Raw genomic sequence first — 19040 nt, forward strand, 5'->3', positions numbered from 1 at the left:
GTCCCTTGTTTAGCGCAGACCCGCACTCTACATCGGCACCCATGAAACTCAGCCTGCCGTTTGTCAAAAAACAGCCCCTCGTGGCCGTGGTCCGTTTGTCGGGCGCCATCGGAATGGCGGGGCGTGGGTCGTTGAACGACACCGCACTCGCCCCCGTTTTGGAAAAAGCGTTTCGCAAAGGTAAGCCCGCGGCCGTTGCGCTTGAGATTAATTCGCCCGGCGGCTCGCCCGTGCAAAGCTCTCTGATCGGATCGCGTATTCGGCGGCTGTCAGACGAGCTTGACGTGCCTGTCATCGCCTTCGTCGAAGATGTCGCCGCATCGGGTGGATATTGGCTGGCCGCGGCCGCTGACGAGATCTGGGCTGATGACAGCTCGGTCCTGGGGTCGATTGGTGTGATTTCGGCCGGGTTCGGCGCCCACGTTTTTCTGGCGCGACAAGGTATTGAACGGCGGGTACATACCGCAGGCAAATCAAAGTCGATGCTTGACCCGTTTGCACCGGAAAAAGAAGAGGATGTCGCGCGGCTTCAGGGCTTGCTGGGCGATATCCACGAGAATTTCATCACCCATGTCAAAGACCGCCGCGGCGATAAGCTTGATACCAGTGCGGATCTGTTCACGGGTGAGGTCTGGCTGGCCAGACGTGCGCAGGAACTGGGCTTGATCGAGGGCATAGCCCATCTCAAGCCCATGATGCAGGACCGGTTCGGTGATAAGGTGAAGTTCCGCCGCTATGGCCTGCGCAAACCGTTCTGGTCGCGGTTTGGAGCTTCGCTGACCCAGGACGCAATAACCGGGCTTGAGGAGCGGGCGGCCTACGCGCGCTTTGGTCTGTGACGTGATTATCAAGATTGTAACCCTTTTCCTGATCGCTATGGGTGTCCTGGCGATGTTCGGCAAGCTGCGCTTTCCGGGGCAGAAAAGGCTGCAATCTGCAAGATGCCCACGCTGTGGACGGTTCAGGATCGGTAAAGGCCCCTGCGCCTGCGAAAAAGGAGGCCGTACATGACGGCATGGCTGTTATCCGGCCTTGGATTGCTGATCTTGCTGCTGGCGGGTGATGCTTTGGTGCGCGGCGCAGTTAACTTGAGCCTGCGTCTGGGCGTGCCTGCCTTGATTGTCAGCCTGACCATTGTGGCCTTTGGAACCTCGGCCCCCGAGCTGTTGATCGCAATCAGCGCGATCCAGGAAAACGCGCCGGGGATCGCACTGGGTAATGTTGTCGGTTCGAACACGGCAAACATCCTGTTGGTTTTGGGATTGCCGGCCTTGCTGGCCACGCTGCACACCAGCGAATGCAACACTCGAAGAAACTATGTGTTCATGCTGCTGGCCACAGTGTTGTTCATCGGTCTTGCATTCTGCGGCGTGTTCAATCTGGCCAGCGGCGCAATTTTGCTGGCTGCTCTGGGATTGGTCCTGTTCAACGCATTCCGAGATGCGCGCGCACATCGCAAAGCCTGTGGTGAAGCCTGCGCGGAAGAAGATGAGCTGGAAGGTCTGGAAGAAGCCGACCCGGACATGCCGTATTGGAAGCTGTCGATTTATCTGGTCCTGGGTCTTATCGGCCTGCCGATGGGTGCGCATCTTCTGGTCGACAACGCCACGATTATTGCCCGAACCTATGGCGTCAGCGAAACAATTATTGGCCTGACACTGATCGCGGTCGGAACCTCTCTGCCAGAATTGGCAACGACCGTGATGGCGGCCCTGCGCAGACAGGCTGACGTTGCCTTGGGCAACGTGATCGGGTCGAATATGTTCAACCTGCTGGCCATTGTCGGCATAGCCACGCTGTTTGGGCGCATCCCGGTTGACCCGGAATTCTTGCAATTCGATCTGTGGGTCATGCTTGGCGCATCGCTTCTTTTGATACCGTTTGTGTTCCTGAAGAAAGACATCACGCGCGGCTGGGGTCTGCTGTTGACCCTGCTGTATGCGGTCTACATTGTCTCGCTGTTGGCGTAACCGGAAGATAGGGGAAATCCATGGCCCGAGCGTTGGTGACCGGTGCAGGTATCCGTCTTGGCCGAGCAATGACCCTGTATTTGGCAAGGCGGGGGTATGACGTCGCTGTACACTACGCGACGTCCGAACAACCTGCTGCTGAGACTGTGGCTGAGGTGCAGGCGCTTGGGCGTAAAGCGGTTGCCCTGCAGGCTGATCTGCTGGACGAAGCACAGGTCGAAGCCTTGTTGCCCCGCGCGGCGGAGGCGCTTGGAGGGCCGATCACCTGTCTGGTGAACAACGCGTCGATTTTTGAATATGACAACCTTCGATCCGCCACGCGACAAAGCTGGGACCGGCATCTCGACAGCAACCTACGCGCGCCATTTGTTCTGACGCAGGCCATGGCCGCGCAGGGGCTGAAGCCAGGCACGGACGAGGCGGGCGAACCTGTTGCCACCGGTCTGATCGTTAACATGGTAGATATGCGGGTGCGCAAGCTCACGCCAGAGTTCATGACTTATACGATTGCCAAGATGGGTCTGTGGGCGTTGACCCGAACCTCGGCACAGGCGCTCACGCCAGCGATCCGCGTCAATGCGATCGGCCCGGGACCAACAATGCAGGGCCACCGGCAAAGCGAAGAACACTTTCAGGCGCAGCGTGCAAACACGGTTCTGGAACGTGGGTCGAACCCGTCAGATATCACTGCCGCCTTGGGCTATTTCCTGGATGCGCATGCGGTCACGGGGCAGCTTTTATGCGTCGACGGTGGGCAGCATCTGGGGTGGAAAACGCCGGACGTTCTGGGCCTTGAATAGGTAAAACTGCTGCAAGTTTTGCACCGCTCTCGTTTCTGTTACATGCGCGTTACAAAAATGTCTTTTTTTTCATACACTTGCCTTGTGAATGAAAATATTTACAATAAAAACAACAGGTTAAATATTTGCTTATTTTTTGTGCAAATCAAGGATTCCTTAATGAAACAAGGGAAATTCGCCAAGCTCAGAAACTTATCTTCACACTTATCCACAGAAACCGTGGATTTGTTTTCTCTTGATCTGAAGGCCACAAGATTGCAGCCATGGTCAGAGAATCATATCTCAGGCAAATGACAACAGACAGCGACCCGACCCAAGACACTCAAAAGACCGGCTATGCCTGCATTCAGCGGTATGTGAAAACGCTGGACAGCTCACCTGGTGTATATCGGATGTTGGATGCGGACAGCCGGGTTCTCTACGTGGGCAAAGCGCGTAATCTCAAGGCGCGTGTGTCGAACTATGCGCGGCCGGGGCATTCGGGGCGGATCGAACGGATGATCGCGGCGACAGCCTCGATGATGTTCCTGACCACAAGGACTGAGACCGAGGCGCTGTTGCTGGAACAGAACCTGATCAAGCAGCTCAAGCCTAAATACAACGTCCTACTGCGCGACGACAAAAGCTTTCCCAATATTCTGGTCGCCAAAGAGCACACCTATCCGCAGATCAAAAAGCATCGCGGTGCAAAGAAAGAGAAGGGGACCTATTTTGGCCCGTTCGCCAGCGCGGGTGCGGTGAATCGGACGCTGAACCAGTTGCAAAAAGCGTTTCTGTTGCGCAATTGCTCGGACTCCATGTTCGATAGCCGGACGCGTCCCTGTCTTCTTTTTCAGATCAAGCGCTGTTCCGGGCCTTGCGTGAACCTGATCTCGGAAGAAGAGTACAGCGAAAGCGTCAAAGATGCCGAGCGGTTCCTGTCTGGCCGGTCGACCAAAGTGCAGGAAGAACTGGCTGAACAGATGATGGCCGCGTCCGAGGCAATGGAGTTCGAGCGTGCAGCCGGACTGCGTGATCGCATTCGCGCGCTGACGCAGGTGCAGACATCTCAGGGCATCAACCCGCGTGGCGTAGCCGAGGCGGATGTGATCGGCCTGTATATGGACAGCGGGCAGGCTTGTGTTCAGGTGTTCTTTATCCGCGCCAATCAAAACTGGGGAAACAAGGATTTCTATCCACGTGTCGGTGCGGATGTGTCTGCGGCTGAGGTGATGGAGGCTTTCCTTGGCCAGTTCTACGACAACAAGGAACCGCCGCGGCAACTGATCCTTTCAGATGCCGTCGAAAACGCTGACCTGATGCAAGAAGCACTAAGCGAGAAGGCGGGGCGCAAGGTCGAAATTTTGGTGCCTCAACGGGGTGAAAAACAGGAACTGATCGCGGGTGCGTTGCGCAACGCGCGGGAGTCTCTGGCCCGACGGATGTCAGAGAGTGCCACGCAAGCCAAGCTTCTGCGCGGAGTGGCGGAGGCGTTTGATCTGGACAGCCCGCCGAACCGGATTGAGGTTTACGATAACTCTCATATTCAGGGCACCAACGCTGTCGGCGGGATGATAGTAGCAGGCCCGGACGGGTTTATGAAAAACGCCTATCGAAAGTTCAACATTCGGGGCGACGACCTGACCCCTGGTGACGATTTCGGGATGATGAAAGAGGTTCTGACCCGCCGCTTTACCCGCCTGCAAAAAGAGGATCCAGATCGTGACAAGGGGATGTGGCCCGACCTTTTGCTGATTGACGGGGGCGCGGGGCAGGTGAGTGCCGTGCGTGAAATCATGGTCGAGCATGGGGTCGAAGACATCCCCATGGTTGGCGTGGCTAAGGGCGTTGATCGCGATCACGGCAAGGAAGAATTCCACCGTACCGGGCAACGCCCATTTGCGCTAAAGCGCAACGATCCGGTGCTATACTTCATTCAGCGCCTGCGGGACGAAGCACACCGTTTTGCAATCGGCACCCACCGCGCGAAACGTGCCAAGGCCGTCGGAGCAACGCCGTTGGACGAAATCCCCGGAGTTGGTGCCGCGCGTAAGCGTGCCTTGCTGGCGCATTTTGGCAGTGCCAAAGCGGTCAGCCGGGCTAATCTGGCGGATCTGAAAGCGGTCGAGGGGATCTCAGCCGGGTTGGCGCAAAAGGTCTATGACTTCTTCCACGACAAAGGCTAGGCCTTGCGCCCGCGCCACAAGATGTACAGGCCCGAAGCCACGATCAGCGAGCTGCCGATCCACATCGTCTGGTCGAGATCCTCGCCAAAGAAGACCACGCCCAGGGCGACACCGAACAGCAGGCGGGAATAGCGGAATGGCGTGACGGCGGAAACCTCTCCCGTCCGCATGGCTTTCATCAAGGAAGCGTATGCGATTGCGCCAAGACCTACCGCTCCGGCGACATGCAGCCATGTTTGGAAGGGCACTGGTGCAATGGGGGCCTGTTCCCAAAAGCTGTAGGCGAGACCAGCGACAATCACGCTGACAAAGCCGTAGAACCCCAACACCTCGGTTCCAAGACTGGCGGGGGCAACCCGGCTGGCCAGATCGCGACCGGCAAATCCCAACATCCCGAGCACGGCCAGCAGGGACAGAATGGTAAAACTGTCTCCTGTCGGTTGAATGATGATCACTACGCCGATCAGGCCGACGAGAATTGCGCTCCAACGTCTCCAGCCCACGGTCTCGCCGAAAAGAAGCGCGGCGAAGGCAACGACCACAAGCGGCGTGGCCTGAAGAATGACGGTCGCGGATGATAGCGGTGTCAGTGTGATGGCCAGAACGTAGAACAACCGCCCGAGAATTTCGAAAACCGCGCGGATTTTCATTGCCGGCGACAGCACATCGGAGTGCAGCAACCGCGTGCCCCGCGCGATGGCGACACAGGCAAAGATCATCGCGCCGCCCGCTCCGAACAGGACCAGAATTTGCCAGATGGGTAAGGCAATTGCCGCCGCTTTCAGCAGCGCGTCTTCCAGAGCAAAACATGCCATCGCTCCGATCATCCACGCGCTGCCGATCAGGTTTGCGCGCGCGTCGGTCTTTATATTCGGGGTCATCCGGTCGTCTTCGCCATTGGGCCTTTTTGGCGGCACTCTGACGACAATCCGGTCCGAGGCCAAGGCCAATATCCGGTGCCGATCTAGGCTGCGGCGCTTTGACCAAGCCTCTGTGATCGGAGCAGTTTTTTTCCGCCTTGTCTTTTCTGTCCCTGACTGGCGATGTAGGGTCCGCTTCATGAAGTGGAACCTGCCGAATACCCTGACCGTCTTGCGCCTGCTGGCCGCGCCCGGTCTGGCCGTAATGTTTCTGTATTTCACCAGACCCTATGCGGACTGGTTTGCGTTGATCCTGTTCTTGTCTGCCGCGATTACCGACTGGTTTGATGGATACCTGGCGCGCGCGTGGAAACAGGAAACCAAGATCGGCGCCATGTTGGACCCGATTGCGGACAAGGCGATGGTGGTGATCGCGCTGATGATCCTCGTGGGTTACTCCGCTGAGCACTGGACGCCCTGGTTGGTGTTGCCTGCCACAGTGATCCTGTTCCGTGAAGTTTTTGTCTCGGGCCTGCGGGAATATCTGGGCGATACAGCTGGAACGCTGAAGGTCACGAAGCTGGCGAAATGGAAAACAACCGCGCAGATGGTGGCGATTGCCATTCTGTTTTCGCAGGGGATTTTCGAACACTACTTTGTGATGGCTACGTTCGGTATGGATGCCGCAACGATGGATCAGGTTCTGACAGGTCAATTGGAAGACCTGAATCACATGCGCTGGCACCTCGAGGCGATGTTCTGGTCCGGTCGCATTGGGCTGTGGCTGTTGTGGATCGCGGCGGCCCTGACATTGATCACCGGCTATGACTACCTACGTAAAGCCATGCCCCATCTGAAGGAGAGCTAAGGGATGGACGTGCTGTATTTTGCATGGGTACGCGAACGGATTGGCCTGCCGAAAGAGCGGATCGAAACCGAAGCCGCAACTGTATCCGATCTGGTCGCCGAGCTCAGTGCGCGGGAAGACCGCTATGCTGCCGCTTTTGCGGACCTATCCGCATTGCGTGTTGCACTGGACCAAGAGCTGTCTGACTTTGACGCATCCCTTACTGGCGTGCGCGAAGTGGCATTTTTCCCGCCGATGACTGGCGGCTGAAACGATGCGTATTTCGGTTCAGCAGGAAGAGTTCGATCTTGGGGCCGAAGCCAATGCCTTTGCCGCCGGAGACGATGCCAACGGCGCCATCGTGACCTTTACCGGCGTGGTGCGCGATCTGGCATCGGGTGATCTGGATGTGATGGAAATCGAACATTACCCCGGCATGACCGAACGTGCGTTGACCAAAATCGCGGAAGAGGCGCAGAGCCGCTGGTCGCTAGGCGATGTTCTGGTGATCCACCGGCACGGGCGTCTGGCTCCGGGTGATCGGATCATGATGGTCGCCACGGCTGCAAGACATCGCAAGGACGCGTTCGAGGCGGCCGAGTATCTGATGGATTATCTGAAATCCCGCGCCCCGTTCTGGAAAAAGGAAATCACGTCGTCGGGCGCGGAATGGGTTGATGCCAAGGATGAAGACGAAAACGCACTGAACCGGTGGTAGGTGCGTTGCCCGGCACCGGGTCAAACAGGTGCCGGGGCTGTTCAAAGCAGGTTAGGTGCTTTGTTCCGTGTTACATTGCCGTGCTGCTTCGATGGCTTTTTTGGTCCCATCAAGGCTTACGGTGAATGCGAACTCTTTTTTCGGAAACACCGTCATTTCGTATTTGTTCATGACGTCATCTACAAACTGGGCGTTATTCGCAAGGATGTACCCGCCGGTATAACCGTCAGCGAGATGCTTGGTCTTCTTGTGCGCTTCAGCTTCGTAGACGTTGCCGTCGAGTGACAGAAATATCTTTTCTTTCTTACCCTTCAGGCCAATGTCGTTCTTCGTGAAGACACCAAGATAGCCCATCTCGTGGTCCTTGGTCAGACCCATCTGAACGACGTTCTGGTTTTCGTCCATACGCTCGATCAGGCAGGACCCACGGGAGTCATCCACAAAGATTGTCCAGCCGGATTCTTCGCCCCAGTTGGTGAAGGTGTCATTCTCTGACGGGATTACATCACTTGACGCCCAGGCGGCAGCAGTGAAGATGCTTAGAGTTGCAGCAGCAGTTAATGATGATTTGAAATTCATAGTACACTCCAATTTTCTGGATAGTGAACAGTGATGTGCGTAGGCAAAAAACGCACCAATTCATAGTATTGAATTTGTTTTGAAAATTGAAGGCGACCGCCTGTGATCGGCTAATTTGTGCCGACGTATTCATTTGTCATAACCAAGCACAGGCCGCCTAAGACAGCAGTTGCGTTCAGTCCGCGTTGTTGATGCGACCGCGCAACTCTTCAGCCTCTTGCCGGGCAGCGCGCAGACCGTCCATTGCCGCGGCCAGTTCCGCTTCGGTCTGGGTCAGTTGGTTCGTCAGCTCTGCCTCTCGCTGCTGGAGGTATGTGATCGCTTGATCGCGCGTTTCCTCGGCCTCGTGCAGTTCCTGGCTCATGCGGTCCAGATCGGCCACGTCGCTTTGGCGGACGCGCGACAGGCGATGTGCCAGCCAGTTGGCGAACCAACCCATGCAAAAGGCGGCAAACAGTATGACGGCGGTGGCGATGATAAATTCAATTCTGTTCAACTTACTGGTCCCCTGCGCCCGAGTCTGTTTCCGTTTCTGTGGCTTCAGCCTCTGGCTCTGCGTCTTGTGACGTCTCTGTTTCGTCTTCCATCGCTTCCAGCGCGGTTTCGGAATCCGCAATGGGTTCGGGCCGGATCAGACGGAATTCGATGCGCCTGTTTTCTTCACGTCCGGCCTCGGTATCATTGTCGGCGATTGGCTGGGTTTCGCCATAGCCCATCGCGGTAAAGCTAGCTGTGGGCACGCGCCGCGCGCGCAGCTCATTTAAGATGGATTGCGCCCGCGACTGGCTGAGCTGCTGGTTCATCTCTTCGCGGCCCTGGCTGTCAGTGTGGCCCTGAATCTCCAGTCGGATGGGTCCGCATTCCCGCAGGATGTCGGCGATCTGATTGACCGTATCGCGCGATTCGGCGGCGACCGTGGCAGAACCTGGTTCAAACGCGATTTTGGAACCTGCCTGAACCTCGGCGATGCGCTCTTCGCAAACACCCGGGTCGGGCAGCTTGTCTGCGGGCTCGGGTGGTTTTTGATAGGTGATCGACAAGTTGAAATCCTGTGCTTCGCCCAACTTGTCCGACAGCAACCCCGAAATATAAGCTCTGGTTTTGGGATCATGGCTTATGCCACTCAGGGCCACTTCGTCCGGCGTCACGGTCAGCGCTCCGTTGTGCAGTTGCGACAGTGCCTCAAGCCCGCTCAGGACGCGAATGGGCCAATCTGCCGGTAAGTCGGGGGCGATGCGGGTAGCTGTATGGACGTGTTCATAACCAAATGCAGCACGTGCATAGCTGTCGACCATGTCGCGCAGAGTTTCATCACCCAATCGGCCTCGCATTTGCACCAGCCCTTCGGGGCTCCGCGTAGCTGAGAATTCGGGAGGGCCGGATTGGTCTTCCGTCTCGGGTTCCGGCAGAACCGCGTGCAGGGCAAAGACCTCGGGCAGTGCGTTTTCCAGTTCGCCGATCACCTGGTCGAACACCGCGGTACTTGTACCTTCAGCCGCGACCAAGGTGATATCGGCGTCTGATAACGTAACAGTACCCTGACCGATGTCCGACAAGGCCCGAATGCTGAGCACAGCGGCATCAGGCCAACGTGGAGACGGTTCGCCCAGACCGATGGTGCAGGAGTACGGGCCATGCAGACCTGCATCCTGAGCGGCCGCGACGATCCGATCCCGCGCCTTTTCATCCTGGGCTGAGCAGGCGTCGAAACGCCCGCCATTTTCATCGATCAGATAGCGCAGCGTAAAGGGCGTAATGACCGGGCGAGGTGCCGAGATCGACAGGCCAATGCGCAGGCTCGGCGGTGCCGCACGGGTCAACTCTTGCTCGAGCCGCTCTTTTTCCTGCTGGCTGTCGGCAATTGCGGTCACCTTCACAAGACCGGGGCTGGCCGAGATTTTGGCCCTGGGCAAACGGGTCAGCGCCTCGACCGCAAAAGTAATCGCTTCGTCCCATCCTTTCGGCTTTGGATAATCGGCGGTTTCCAACAAATCTGAGACCGGCCCGTCATTCAGCCTGCGCAATCTCTCTGTCAGCGCGTCGCGATCTTCGCTGACCGGGATCAGGCCAATAACCGATATTCCGCTGTCGTTGCGCAGAATCTCGGCTGAAAAGCGTGGCGAGGCCAGCTGCGTCGTGGGTGCGACTTCCATTTCGTCAATGACGCGCGAGGTGTCGACCTCGGTCCCTGCCGCTGTCAGAGCGTTGAATCGTGTGGCCTCATCCGAAGCCGTACCAGTCAGAACGACCCGCAGCCCGTCCGATTGGACCTCGGCCCAGTCATGGCCCTTCAGGTCCAGCGCACGTCGCACGGCGAACTCCGAGGCCTCTTCGACTTTTGTCACGGCAAAACTTGCCGCCAAAAGAGACAGCCCTGCGGACACAAGGAAGACAAATGCAACGACGAAGACATAAGGCAGGCGCATGTGCGGACTATCGACTCCTCGGGTGAGTGTTCGGAACTCTTACAGAGGGCTAGGCCAAGGTGCAATCAGAGCAACAAGGCGACGCAGAGGAAGATCAGCGGAATAAGGCCGGTGTCGCGGTTGGCGCGGAACAATTGCAGCAGTTTGGCGTTGTCCTCAATATCAAGTCCACGCAGTTGCCAGGCCATGTGCCACCCCATCGCCCATGGCCCGGCAAGGGCCACCACCAAGGCTATGATTGATGCCTGTGTCGTTGCCGCGTCGATTATTGCCAGCCCCATAAGCGCCACGGTGGCGACCAGGAAATACTTCAACCATCGTGCAGTGTCGGTTCCAAACAGGCGGGCTGTGGACTTGATTCCGATCAGCTCGTCATCCTCGGCGTCCTGATGGGCATAGATCGTGTCATAGAACAGCGTCCATGCAATTCCGGCCACGTACAGCGTGATTGCGGGTACACCTACGGTTCCCGTGTGCGCAGCCCAGGCCAGCAGGATGCCCCAGTTGAAGGCCAAGCCCAGAAATACCTGCGGCCACCAGGTGAACCGCTTGGCATAGGGGTAAATTGTCACCGGCAACAGCGACAGCACGCCCATTGCAATCGCGGCTTGGTTGAACGTCAGAAGAATCATCAGCGCCAGCAGGCATTGCAGCCCCATCCAAATCACGGCCTGACGCACGCTGACCTGACCGGATGGGATTGGGCGGGATCGGGTGCGTTCCACCTGCCCATCGAACTCGCGGTCGGTAATGTCGTTCCATGTGCAGCCTGCGCCGCGCATCAGAAATGCGCCGAAAGCGCAACCGATGGCGATCCAAAGGTCCTCCCATCTGGGGTTACCGTCACTGAGGATGGACAACGCCAATCCCCACCAACAGGGAATCAGCAGCAGCCAGGTGCCGATAGGACGATCCGCACGGCTGAGGCGCAGATAAGGGCGGGTGAACGCGGGCGCATAGGTGTCGACCCAGTTGCCGCCGACGGCGTCGGCAACTTGTCCGTCTGGTGTTGGCGCATTGCCTTGCATATGTAAGGTCTCATGAGTGCAAAGATTAGACTGTATGTAGAGCACCCTCTGGGGCAGGGGCAATCGGTTCCTTTGACGCGTGATCAGGCCCATTACCTGTTCGGCGTCATGCGTCTGTCCGTCGGCGGACAGGTCGCGTTGTTCAATGGGCAGGACGGAGAGTGGCTGACCGAGGTGACCGAGGCAGGTAAGCGGGGTGGCGTTTTAACGTGTTTGGAACAGACCAAACCGCTGCAGTTGCCACCCGATTTGTGGTTCCTGTTTGCGCCGATTAAAAAGGCGCGCACGGACTTCATCGTTGAAAAAGCAGCCGAAATGGGCGTGGCGCAGATCATGCCCGTGCAGACCGAATTCACCAATTCTGAACGCATCCGGCAGGACCGCTTGCAGGCTCATGCCGTCGAGGCGGCCGAGCAATGCGGCGGGACTTTTGTGCCCGGAGTTGCCACATTGCAGCGACTGGACCGCGTGTTTGACAGCTGGCCCGAGGACCGCCAGCTCATGTTCTGCGACGAGGCCGAGGTCGGATCGGCCCTGCGTCTGGCCGCGAATGAAAAGGGTCAACCTTGGGCTATTTTGATCGGCCCTGAGGGCGGCTTTTCCGATCGCGAGCGCGCTAGGTTGTCGGCTTTGCCTTTTGCCCATGTTGTCAGCCTCGGTCCGCGCATCTTGCGCGCTGACACTGCCGCTGTCGCGGCGCTGACCATGTGGCAGCAGGCCTTGGGGGATTGGTCGTGACGTGGCGGTTGGCGCAGGAAGAGGATGTGCCAGAAATCGACGGCTTCCTTTTCCGGCACATCCAGACCTCGATGTTCCCATTGGCCAACCTGCGGGATTTTGGCTTGCGCGGTTCCGACCCGCGCGCGGTCAATATGTGGGTTCTGGGCGATGGGCCGCGCGCGGTTTTTGGGATCACGAATGAAGGTATGGTCCTGCCGCAGTGTCCCGAATGCACGGACGAGGAACTCAGCCAAGCGATTCGCCTAATCCGGGGGCGCAAATTGTTCGGTCTGGCGGCAGAGGCCGGCCAGGCGCGCCGGGTTCTTCAACTTGCTGGCTGGGAAAACCGGCCTGCGACCCTGAACAGTGATGAGCCGGGTTTCTCGCTGGATCTAAAAGACCTTGTTATGCCGGACATCACTGGCGCGGAACTTGTATCGCTAGAGGATCTGGACCGGTCTACTGCAGTGGGTTGGCGGCAAGACTACCTGATCGAAGCAATGGGATTTGACCCTGAGCGGGCGGAACCACAGGCGCAAAAAGACATCGCAGCCTATATCGGACGTGATACCCATCGGGCTTTGCTGGTGGACGGTCAACCAGTTGGGATGACGGGGTTCAACTCGCGGTTAGCCCAAGTCGTCCAAATTGGGGGTGTCTACACGCCGCCGGACTTGCGTGGGCATGGCTATGCGCGACTGGCTGTCGCGTTGCATCTGCGCGAGGCGCGCAGCAACGGCGCAACCCGCGCTGTTCTGTTTGCCGCTAGCGATGCTGCTGCGCGTGCCTATATAGCTATTGGGTTCAGGCCAGCCGGCCACTATTCCCTGATTTTGTTCAAAAAACCTGAGGATACGGCATGAGTTTCATCCGACCCGAAGCCAAATTGGCCCTGTGGCGCTGGCGCGAAGTGCTTGCTGCTGGTGCTGTCCTGCTGGTTGGCCTTAGTTGGATCGGCGGACCCGGTGGGCTGCTGGGTTGGTTGGGTTGGGTTCTTATTGTCGTTTCGATTGCCCTGGCCATCGTTGGCGTTCAGCGTGCCCGCTTTCGTTCGGGCGCCGGTGGTCCCGGTCTGGTGACAATCGACGAGGGCCAGATCACCTATCTTGGCCCTTTGGACGGCGGAATCGTTGCCGCGCGGGAAATCGAACGCCTTGCGCTGGATCCGACTTCGTCCCCGGCGCATTGGGTTCTGGATCAACCGGGGCAGCCTGCGCTTCACATTCCTGTGAATGCGGAGGGGGCCGAAGCACTGTTCGACGTCTTCTCGGCCTTGCCTGGGTTAAAAACCGAACAAATGCTGTCGGAACTGAACGGTGGCGCGACGCACCCGGTGGTTATCTGGGAGCGCACTCCCTCGCGCCCGGCCCATTTGCGGTTGCATTGACACTGGCGCGGTTTAAGACCACGACTGACCAAACGACAGACACAGCAGGATCGGAGCACGGTTCATGTCCATCCCCCAGTCCGGCGGCGGACCGATCGAACGCCATGAGCAACTGGCCGAATATCTAGAATCGGGCTGCAAGCCCAAACAGGATTGGCGTATCGGAACCGAGCATGAAAAGTTCGGCTATTGTAAAGACACGCTGAAGCCACTGCCCTTTGAAGGCGAGCGTTCCATTCTTGCGGTACTTCAGGGCCTGCGTGATCTGCATGGCTGGGCCCCAGTGGAAGAGGCCGGCAAGCTGATCGGGCTGGAAAAAGACGGGGCGAACGTCTCGTTGGAACCCGGCGGGCAGCTGGAGCTGTCGGGCGCGCCGTTGGAGACCATTCACGAAACCTGTGACGAGGTGAACGCGCATCTGCGCGACGTGAAGGATATCGCGGACAAGATCGGTGTTGGGTTCATTGGTCTTGGGGCCGCCCCGATCTGGACGCATGAGGAAATGCCGCTGATGCCCAAGGGGCGCTATCGGCTGATGAACGACTACATGGAAAAGGTCGGCACAATGGGCCGGTCGATGATGCGCCGGACTTGCACGGTTCAGGTCAATATCGACTTTGGGTCCGAGGCCGACATGGTGCAGAAACTGCGCGTTGCACTGGCGTTGCAGCCGGTGGCAACCGCTCTGTTTGCCAATTCACCGTTCTTCGAAGGCAAGCCCAACGGCCAGAAAAGCTGGCGCAGCTATATCTGGCGGCATCTGGATGATGCACGCACCGGCATGCTGCCCTTCGTGTTCGAGGACGGATTCGGGTTTGAAGCCTGGGTGGAATACGCCTTGGATGTGCCGATGTATTTCGTCTATCGCGACGGTAAATATATCGACGCGCTGGGCCAGTCCTTCCGGGACTTTTTGCAAGGCAAACTGCCTGCGTTGCCAGGCGAAACGCCGACGCTGTCTGATTGGGCAGATCACCTGACGACAGCCTTCCCCGAGGCGCGGATCAAAAAGTTCATGGAAATGCGCGGGGCAGATGGTGGACCGTGGCGGCGCCTGTGCGCCTTACCCGCATTCTGGGTCGGTCTGACCTATGATCAGGGCGCGCTCGACGCGGCTTGGGATCTGGTAAAAGGCTGGGATGCTGAAACCCGCGAAGCGCTTCGGGTCGCTGCAGCTCAGGACGGTTTGCAGGCGCAGGTCGGCAAAATCAACATGCACGATCTTGCCGGCGAGGTCGTTTCAATTGCTGAGGCTGGCCTGAAATCCCGCGCCTTCCCCGGTGCCGGTGGGCTGGTGCCGGATGAGACACATTTCTTGAACGCGCTGAAAGACAGTATCGAAACCGGTAAGGTTCCGGCGGATGAGTTGCTGGATCACTACAATGGCGACTGGAACGGCGATCTGACCAGGATTTATCCCGATTTCAGTTACTGAGCCGTCTCTGGGTTCTGTTGCTCTTAAGTGAACTTTTGCCAATTAATTCGATGTGACCTTGCCAATCGGCGGGGTTCATCGGGTATTGTGGGCAAGGTTTTCCCGAGCGTGATGGCATAATGGCCCGTATCAGCGAACTGCACTATTCCAATGCTTACGCCGCGCAAAGCGGTGTGTCGGAGTTTCTTGAGGTCGCGCTGAGATCCGATGAGGATCCGGCTAATTTCACAGTGTCATTCTATCAGGCGAATGGCCAGGTTGGTATCGAGATCCCACTGGACCACCCGTCGGTTCAAGTCTCGATAGACCCCGACAATAATGAACGGGTCTTTGTGATATCCGCGGATTTCTTTCCGATCCTGCTGACAGATCCCAATGGCGGCGGTTCTAACAACTACGAAGCTTACGCGCTGACCAATACGTCCACAGGCGAGGTCATTGATTTCTATGATATCGGCGGTGGAACCACGAATATCGTAGCCCAAAACGGGTTGGCCGCAGGGGAAACATCGGAAAATCTGCCGGTTCTTGTGGGGCCGAACCAGACTACGACGACCTTGCAATTCAACCAGCCTGATCCCGACACACTGGTATATGCGCCGCTTTCGCCCGGCGATAGCGGCGCACAGTGTTTCGCAGCCGGTACATTGGTCGACACGCCGGATGGTCCGCGCAGGGTTGAAACTCTGATCCCCGGTGATCTTGTGGTGACGCAGGACGATGGTGCCTGCGCCATACGCTGGACTGGTGGCCGCACCGTATCCGGGCGGGGTCGTTTTGCGCCGGTTCGCATCCACGCCGGGGCGTTGGGGGCGGAAAGAGATGTGTACGTCTCGCCGCAACATCGTCTGCTGGTGGCGGGGTGGCAAGCGCAACTGCTGTTTGGAGAAGATGAAGTGCTTGTCCCAGCCAAGTCGCTGATCAATGACACCTTCATCACATCCGCGCCTTGCGACATTGTCCACTATGTCCATCTGTTCTTTGACCGGCATCAACTGGTGTCGACCTCCGGCCTGATCTCGGAGAGCTTCTTCCCTGGCGCGCAGGCTTTATCCAGCCTTGATCGTGACGCTGCTGACGAACTGTTCGCCTTGTTCCCCGAGCTTCTGGAACAACCTCAAACCTATGGCCCGACCATTCGCCCCGTGCAGTGCGGCCCGCAAGCGGCAATGCTGCGGGCGATCTGATCCGCCCCTCTTGCTTTCGCGGACTGCTGTGATAGCAGAGCCTCAACAGCATTCAGGGAACCGTCATGGACGATCTTAAGGCAAAATATCTGGGTCAGATCGCCGATGCAGGCGACGAAAACGCACTCGAAGCGATCCGTGTCGCGGCTGTCGGCAAAAAGGGTGAGGTCGCGCTGAAGATGCGCGAGTTAGGTAAGATGACACCCGAAGAACGCCAGGTTGCAGGTCCTGCGCTGAACGCCCTGAAGGATGAGATCAACTCGGCCCTGTCAGCCAAGAAAGCCGCTTTGGCCGATGCCGCGCTGGACGAACGCCTGCGCACAGAATGGCTGGATGTGACTCTGCCAACCCGCGCGCGCCGTCAGGGCTCCATCCACCCGGTCAGCCAGGCGACCGAGGAACTGACCGCGATCTTTGCCGAACTGGGCTTTTCGGTGGCCGAAGGGCCGCGGATCGAAGACGACTGGTACAACTTTGACGCCCTGAACATCCCCGGCCACCACCCTGCACGGGCCGAGATGGACACGTTCTACATGCACCGCGCCGAGGGCGACAATCGCCCGCCGCATGTGCTGCGCACCCATACCTCGCCAGTGCAGATCCGCTCGATGGAGAAACAGGGCGCGCCGATCCGCGTGATCTGCCCGGGTGGAGTGTACCGCGCCGACTATGACCAGACCCACACGCCGATGTTCCATCAGGTCGAAGGGCTGGCCATCGACCAGGACATCTCGATGGCGAACCTGAAATGGGTTCTCGAAGAGTTCGTGAAGGCGTTCTTCGAGGTCGACGATGTCGAACTTCGCTTCCGCGCCTCGCACTTCCCCTTCACCGAACCGTCGGCCGAGGTCGATATCCGCTGTTCATGGGATAACGGCCAGCTGAAGATTGGCGAGGGCGACGACTGGATGGAGATTCTGGGCTCCGGCATGGTCCACCCCAAAGTGATCGCCGCCGGTGGGATTGATCCGGACGTCTATCAGGGCTTTGCCTTTGGCATCGGTATCGACCGTCTGGCGATGCTGAAATACGGCATTCCCGATTTGCGGGCGTTCTTTGATAGCGACCTGCGCTGGCTGCGCCACTACGGGTTTGCAGCGCTGGATATGCCGAACCTGCATGGTGGTTTGAGCCGTTAGAGAAATGATTGGACGACTGGCTAACAGCATATCGCGATTGGTGGAAACTTAGGGTTTCCAAACTTCCACTGCTTTGGCTGTTATGTTTGTTTCTCGCGCTGTTTGTGTTGCCAACGCTCGCATCGCGGATTTGGGAAAGTGACTCGACTGCCGTCGTGATCGCTTTCCTTATGTCCGCGCTTCTGTTTCTACCGGGCATTCTTATTGCTGGGCTGGAGTTCGTGCGGACAGGAAGTTTCTTCCTGCGCGAAAGAACCCAAAGAGAGAAAACTCAAGACCAGATCAATAGACGGAACAGCGGTTTTTGGAAGTGGTGGTAGATAGTGTTTCTACTGGTGGTAAACCTTTCGAATTGATCGTTTCAAAGAGCATGCGCGGAGCAAAGCCCGATAGCGCGGCTTGTCACAATCTCGCACGGGGTTGTGACGTGACAGCGGGCGCAGTCTCGCTAGGGTTCGGCAGATGATTTACCGACTGCTCTGCCTTATCTTGCTGACCGTCACACCCACCTTTGCCATGGGGCCATGGAACACCGACTGCCACGGCGATACCGCCTGTGAGCTCGGTGACCGCTCATACCATGTGCTGGAACCTGAGGGTTGGGACGGGGAAACCCCTTTGCCGGTGTTGCTGCATTTCCACGGTTGGGCGCGGCAGGGGACCGTAGTGGTGAATCATGAGCGAATCGCAGGCGCGACCAAGCTGCGCGGTGTGTTGTTGGTGGCCCCGAACGGGTTGGGCAAAAGCTGGGATTTCTGGACCTCGGACACCGGCGACGTGCCTTTTGCCGACCGGGTGTTGGAGGACGTCGCCAAACGCTATCCGATTGACCCGGACCGCATCTATGTCTCTGGCTATTCGTTCGGCGGCGCGATGGCGTGGCGTTATGTCTGTCAGTCGGGAAATGACACGGCCGCTTTGCTGGCGGTCGCAGGCTCGATCCGCCAGACCGAGGACTGCCCGCAGGCCCCGGCCGAGGTGCGCCATGTGCACGGGACCAGCGATACCGTGATGGATTTCCCTTTTGGGCCGGGCGGGGATACGACCTATCCGGTGGCACTGTGGCGGCAGAAGTTCGGGTGTGAAACAGCGACGCCGCGCGGGGATTGGAGCGTGGTGCCGATCCTGACGCTCAGCCGGGTGGAATGGACCGATTGCGCCCGGGGGCAGGTTTCGCTGGATACGCATCCGGGCGGGCATTTCATCCCGCACGGCTGGATTGGGCGGCAGTTGGATGAGCTGCTGGGGCGTGAACCGACATACCCCTGATCATTTGACTTGGACGGGTATTTCCAGCTTGGTTGCCCGGAATGATCCGAAAATGGAACTGCCCGATGAAAGCCTTGCTCCTAAGCGCCCTGATCCTTGCCGCCACACCTGTTCTGGCGCGAGATACTTATCCGCCGGTTGAGGTTCTGTTGCAGACCGATAAATCCGTGATTGGCGAACCGCTGGAATACCCCGAAGGCAAGGCGCAGATAACCATGGCCATCGTGACCATGCAGCCCGGCCAAAAAACTGGCTGGCACCGGCACGAGACCCCATTGGCGGCTTACATGCTAGAGGGTGAAATCACCGTGGACTACGGGGATGCCGGGACCAAAACCTACAAAACCGGTGACGCGCTGGTCGAGGCATTCCGCTCACCTCATGCCGGGGTGAACTCAGGTGGTGAAATTGCACGGATTCTGGCCGTGTTTGCCGGTGCAGAGGGCGTTTCCAACACGGTCGCGGAAGAGTAGGCGCCCAAGCCCCCCCCACCCTCTTTCCCCTGTCCGC

General features: G+C 58.2%; 21 protein-coding genes. 16 read left to right on the forward strand and 5 right to left on the reverse strand.

The features are described from left to right. Positions 1-41 precede the first annotated feature (41 nt). The 4 genes from GOW92_RS17345 to uvrC all read left to right on the forward strand — a co-directional run bounded on the left by GOW92_RS17345 (position 42) and on the right by uvrC (position 4935). Entirely contained in the window at positions 42-839 is a 798-nt protein-coding gene (locus GOW92_RS17345) for a S49 family peptidase (RefSeq protein WP_170562471.1), read from the forward strand. Positions 840-1007: 168 nt separating this feature from the next. Next, positions 1008-1970 (forward strand): calcium/sodium antiporter, encoded by a 963-nt coding sequence (locus tag GOW92_RS17350; protein ID WP_170562475.1) that lies wholly within the window; start codon positions 1008-1010, stop codon positions 1968-1970. 20 nt (positions 1971-1990) lie between these two features. Beyond that, complete coding sequence (locus GOW92_RS17355; RefSeq protein ID WP_170562480.1) at positions 1991-2770, forward strand: SDR family oxidoreductase; 780 nt, start codon at positions 1991-1993, stop codon at positions 2768-2770. Between the two features lie 290 nt (positions 2771-3060). Then, the gene (gene uvrC / locus GOW92_RS17360; RefSeq protein ID WP_170562483.1) at positions 3061-4935 is read left to right on the forward strand and encodes an excinuclease ABC subunit UvrC; all 1875 of its coding nucleotides are present in this window, start codon (positions 3061-3063) and stop codon (positions 4933-4935) included. Here the strand turns inward: uvrC and GOW92_RS17365 are convergent. After that, a complete protein-coding gene (locus GOW92_RS17365; protein WP_170562485.1) occupies positions 4932-5816 on the reverse strand; it encodes a DMT family transporter in 885 nt (294 codons plus the stop codon). The genes uvrC and GOW92_RS17365 overlap by 4 nt on opposite strands. 178 nt (positions 5817-5994) lie before the next feature. Here GOW92_RS17365 and pgsA point away from each other — a divergent pair, with 178 nt between their 5' ends. Genes pgsA through GOW92_RS17380 form a run of 3 tightly spaced genes read left to right on the forward strand, consistent with a single transcriptional unit; the run spans position 5995 to position 7360 of the window. Continuing rightward, positions 5995-6663: a CDP-diacylglycerol--glycerol-3-phosphate 3-phosphatidyltransferase gene (gene pgsA / locus GOW92_RS17370; protein WP_170562488.1), complete on the forward strand. Its 669-nt coding sequence runs from the start codon at positions 5995-5997 to the stop codon at positions 6661-6663. Between the two features lie 3 nt (positions 6664-6666). After that, complete coding sequence (moaD, locus tag GOW92_RS17375; protein ID WP_109312976.1) at positions 6667-6912, forward strand: molybdopterin converting factor subunit 1; 246 nt, start codon at positions 6667-6669, stop codon at positions 6910-6912. A 4-nt stretch (positions 6913-6916) separates the two neighbouring features. After that, a complete protein-coding gene (locus GOW92_RS17380) occupies positions 6917-7360 on the forward strand; it encodes a molybdenum cofactor biosynthesis protein MoaE (protein WP_170562491.1) in 444 nt (147 codons plus the stop codon). A 51-nt stretch (positions 7361-7411) separates the two neighbouring features. Here the strand turns inward: GOW92_RS17380 and GOW92_RS17385 are convergent, their stop codons facing one another. The 4 genes from GOW92_RS17385 to ubiA form a co-directional block, all read right to left on the reverse strand. Continuing rightward, positions 7412-7939, reverse strand: a complete 528-nt coding sequence (locus tag GOW92_RS17385) for a hypothetical protein (protein WP_170562494.1) — start codon at positions 7937-7939, stop codon at positions 7412-7414. A 175-nt stretch (positions 7940-8114) separates the two neighbouring features. Next, positions 8115-8435, reverse strand: coding sequence for a hypothetical protein (locus tag GOW92_RS17390; protein ID WP_058273621.1), 321 nt, complete (start codon positions 8433-8435; stop codon positions 8115-8117). Position 8436: 1 nt separating this feature from the next. Next, positions 8437-10365, reverse strand: a complete 1929-nt coding sequence (locus tag GOW92_RS17395; protein WP_170562497.1) for an OmpA family protein — start codon at positions 10363-10365, stop codon at positions 8437-8439. Between the two features lie 65 nt (positions 10366-10430). Next, the gene (gene ubiA / locus GOW92_RS17400; protein WP_170562501.1) at positions 10431-11393 is read right to left on the reverse strand and encodes a 4-hydroxybenzoate octaprenyltransferase; all 963 of its coding nucleotides are present in this window, start codon (positions 11391-11393) and stop codon (positions 10431-10433) included. A 12-nt stretch (positions 11394-11405) separates the two neighbouring features. Between ubiA and GOW92_RS17405 the strand changes: the two genes are divergently transcribed. The 9 genes from GOW92_RS17405 (at position 11406) to GOW92_RS17445 (ending at position 19003) form a co-directional block, all read left to right on the forward strand. After that, positions 11406-12131 carry a 16S rRNA (uracil(1498)-N(3))-methyltransferase gene (locus tag GOW92_RS17405; protein ID WP_170562504.1) on the forward strand — a complete coding sequence of 242 codons (726 nt, stop codon included), beginning with the start codon at positions 11406-11408 and terminating at the stop codon, positions 12129-12131. After that, positions 12128-12976 (forward strand): GNAT family N-acetyltransferase, encoded by an 849-nt coding sequence (locus GOW92_RS17410; RefSeq protein WP_368040302.1) that lies wholly within the window; start codon positions 12128-12130, stop codon positions 12974-12976. The genes GOW92_RS17405 and GOW92_RS17410 overlap by 4 nt, the downstream gene beginning before the upstream one ends. After that, positions 12973-13500, forward strand: a complete 528-nt coding sequence (locus GOW92_RS17415; RefSeq protein ID WP_170562507.1) for a hypothetical protein — start codon at positions 12973-12975, stop codon at positions 13498-13500. Before GOW92_RS17410 ends, GOW92_RS17415 begins: the two co-directional genes overlap by 4 nt. 64 nt (positions 13501-13564) lie before the next feature. Continuing rightward, the gene (locus GOW92_RS17420; RefSeq protein WP_170562510.1) at positions 13565-14935 is read left to right on the forward strand and encodes a glutamate--cysteine ligase; all 1371 of its coding nucleotides are present in this window, start codon (positions 13565-13567) and stop codon (positions 14933-14935) included. A gap of 119 nt (positions 14936-15054) precedes the next feature. Continuing rightward, entirely contained in the window at positions 15055-16122 is a 1068-nt protein-coding gene (locus tag GOW92_RS17425) for a Hint domain-containing protein (protein WP_170562513.1), read from the forward strand. Positions 16123-16187: 65 nt separating this feature from the next. Then, complete coding sequence (gene pheS / locus GOW92_RS17430; RefSeq protein ID WP_170562516.1) at positions 16188-17261, forward strand: phenylalanine--tRNA ligase subunit alpha; 1074 nt, start codon at positions 16188-16190, stop codon at positions 17259-17261. A gap of 8 nt (positions 17262-17269) precedes the next feature. Continuing rightward, a complete protein-coding gene (locus tag GOW92_RS17435) occupies positions 17270-17581 on the forward strand; it encodes a hypothetical protein (RefSeq protein WP_170562519.1) in 312 nt (103 codons plus the stop codon). 142 nt (positions 17582-17723) lie between these two features. Beyond that, positions 17724-18530 (forward strand): alpha/beta hydrolase family esterase, encoded by an 807-nt coding sequence (locus GOW92_RS17440; RefSeq protein WP_170562522.1) that lies wholly within the window; start codon positions 17724-17726, stop codon positions 18528-18530. 65 nt (positions 18531-18595) lie between these two features. Beyond that, a complete protein-coding gene (locus tag GOW92_RS17445; protein ID WP_170562524.1) occupies positions 18596-19003 on the forward strand; it encodes a cupin domain-containing protein in 408 nt (135 codons plus the stop codon). The last annotated feature ends 37 nt before the right edge of the window (positions 19004-19040 follow it).

Source organism: Ruegeria atlantica (genome assembly GCF_013032505.1).
GTDB lineage: Bacteria > Pseudomonadota > Alphaproteobacteria > Rhodobacterales > Rhodobacteraceae > Ruegeria > Ruegeria atlantica_F.

Bases quoted from the DNA above. Each gene is read 5' to 3' on its own strand.
- GOW92_RS17425 (WP_170562513.1), top strand. From the start codon at position 15,055: ATGGCCCGTATCAGCGAACTGCACTATTCCAATGCTTACGCCGCGCAA.
- GOW92_RS17395 (WP_170562497.1), bottom strand. From the start codon at position 10,365: ATGCGCCTGCCTTATGTCTTCGTCGTTGCATTTGTCTTCCTTGTGTCC.
- pheS (WP_170562516.1), top strand. From the start codon at position 16,188: ATGGACGATCTTAAGGCAAAATATCTGGGTCAGATCGCCGATGCAGGC.
- moaD (WP_109312976.1), top strand. From the start codon at position 6,667: ATGGACGTGCTGTATTTTGCATGGGTACGCGAACGGATTGGCCTGCCG.
- GOW92_RS17365 (WP_170562485.1), bottom strand. From the start codon at position 5,816: ATGACCCCGAATATAAAGACCGACGCGCGCGCAAACCTGATCGGCAGC.
- GOW92_RS17380 (WP_170562491.1), top strand. From the start codon at position 6,917: ATGCGTATTTCGGTTCAGCAGGAAGAGTTCGATCTTGGGGCCGAAGCC.
- GOW92_RS17385 (WP_170562494.1), bottom strand. From the start codon at position 7,939: ATGAATTTCAAATCATCATTAACTGCTGCTGCAACTCTAAGCATCTTC.
- GOW92_RS17405 (WP_170562504.1), top strand. From the start codon at position 11,406: ATGAGTGCAAAGATTAGACTGTATGTAGAGCACCCTCTGGGGCAGGGG.
- uvrC (WP_170562483.1), top strand. From the start codon at position 3,061: ATGACAACAGACAGCGACCCGACCCAAGACACTCAAAAGACCGGCTAT.
- GOW92_RS17420 (WP_170562510.1), top strand. From the start codon at position 13,565: ATGTCCATCCCCCAGTCCGGCGGCGGACCGATCGAACGCCATGAGCAA.
- GOW92_RS17345 (WP_170562471.1), top strand. From the start codon at position 42: ATGAAACTCAGCCTGCCGTTTGTCAAAAAACAGCCCCTCGTGGCCGTG.
- GOW92_RS17440 (WP_170562522.1), top strand. From the start codon at position 17,724: ATGATTTACCGACTGCTCTGCCTTATCTTGCTGACCGTCACACCCACC.
- GOW92_RS17415 (WP_170562507.1), top strand. From the start codon at position 12,973: ATGAGTTTCATCCGACCCGAAGCCAAATTGGCCCTGTGGCGCTGGCGC.
- GOW92_RS17350 (WP_170562475.1), top strand. From the start codon at position 1,008: ATGACGGCATGGCTGTTATCCGGCCTTGGATTGCTGATCTTGCTGCTG.
- GOW92_RS17445 (WP_170562524.1), top strand. From the start codon at position 18,596: ATGAAAGCCTTGCTCCTAAGCGCCCTGATCCTTGCCGCCACACCTGTT.
- ubiA (WP_170562501.1), bottom strand. From the start codon at position 11,393: ATGCAAGGCAATGCGCCAACACCAGACGGACAAGTTGCCGACGCCGTC.
- pgsA (WP_170562488.1), top strand. From the start codon at position 5,995: ATGAAGTGGAACCTGCCGAATACCCTGACCGTCTTGCGCCTGCTGGCC.
- GOW92_RS17355 (WP_170562480.1), top strand. From the start codon at position 1,991: ATGGCCCGAGCGTTGGTGACCGGTGCAGGTATCCGTCTTGGCCGAGCA.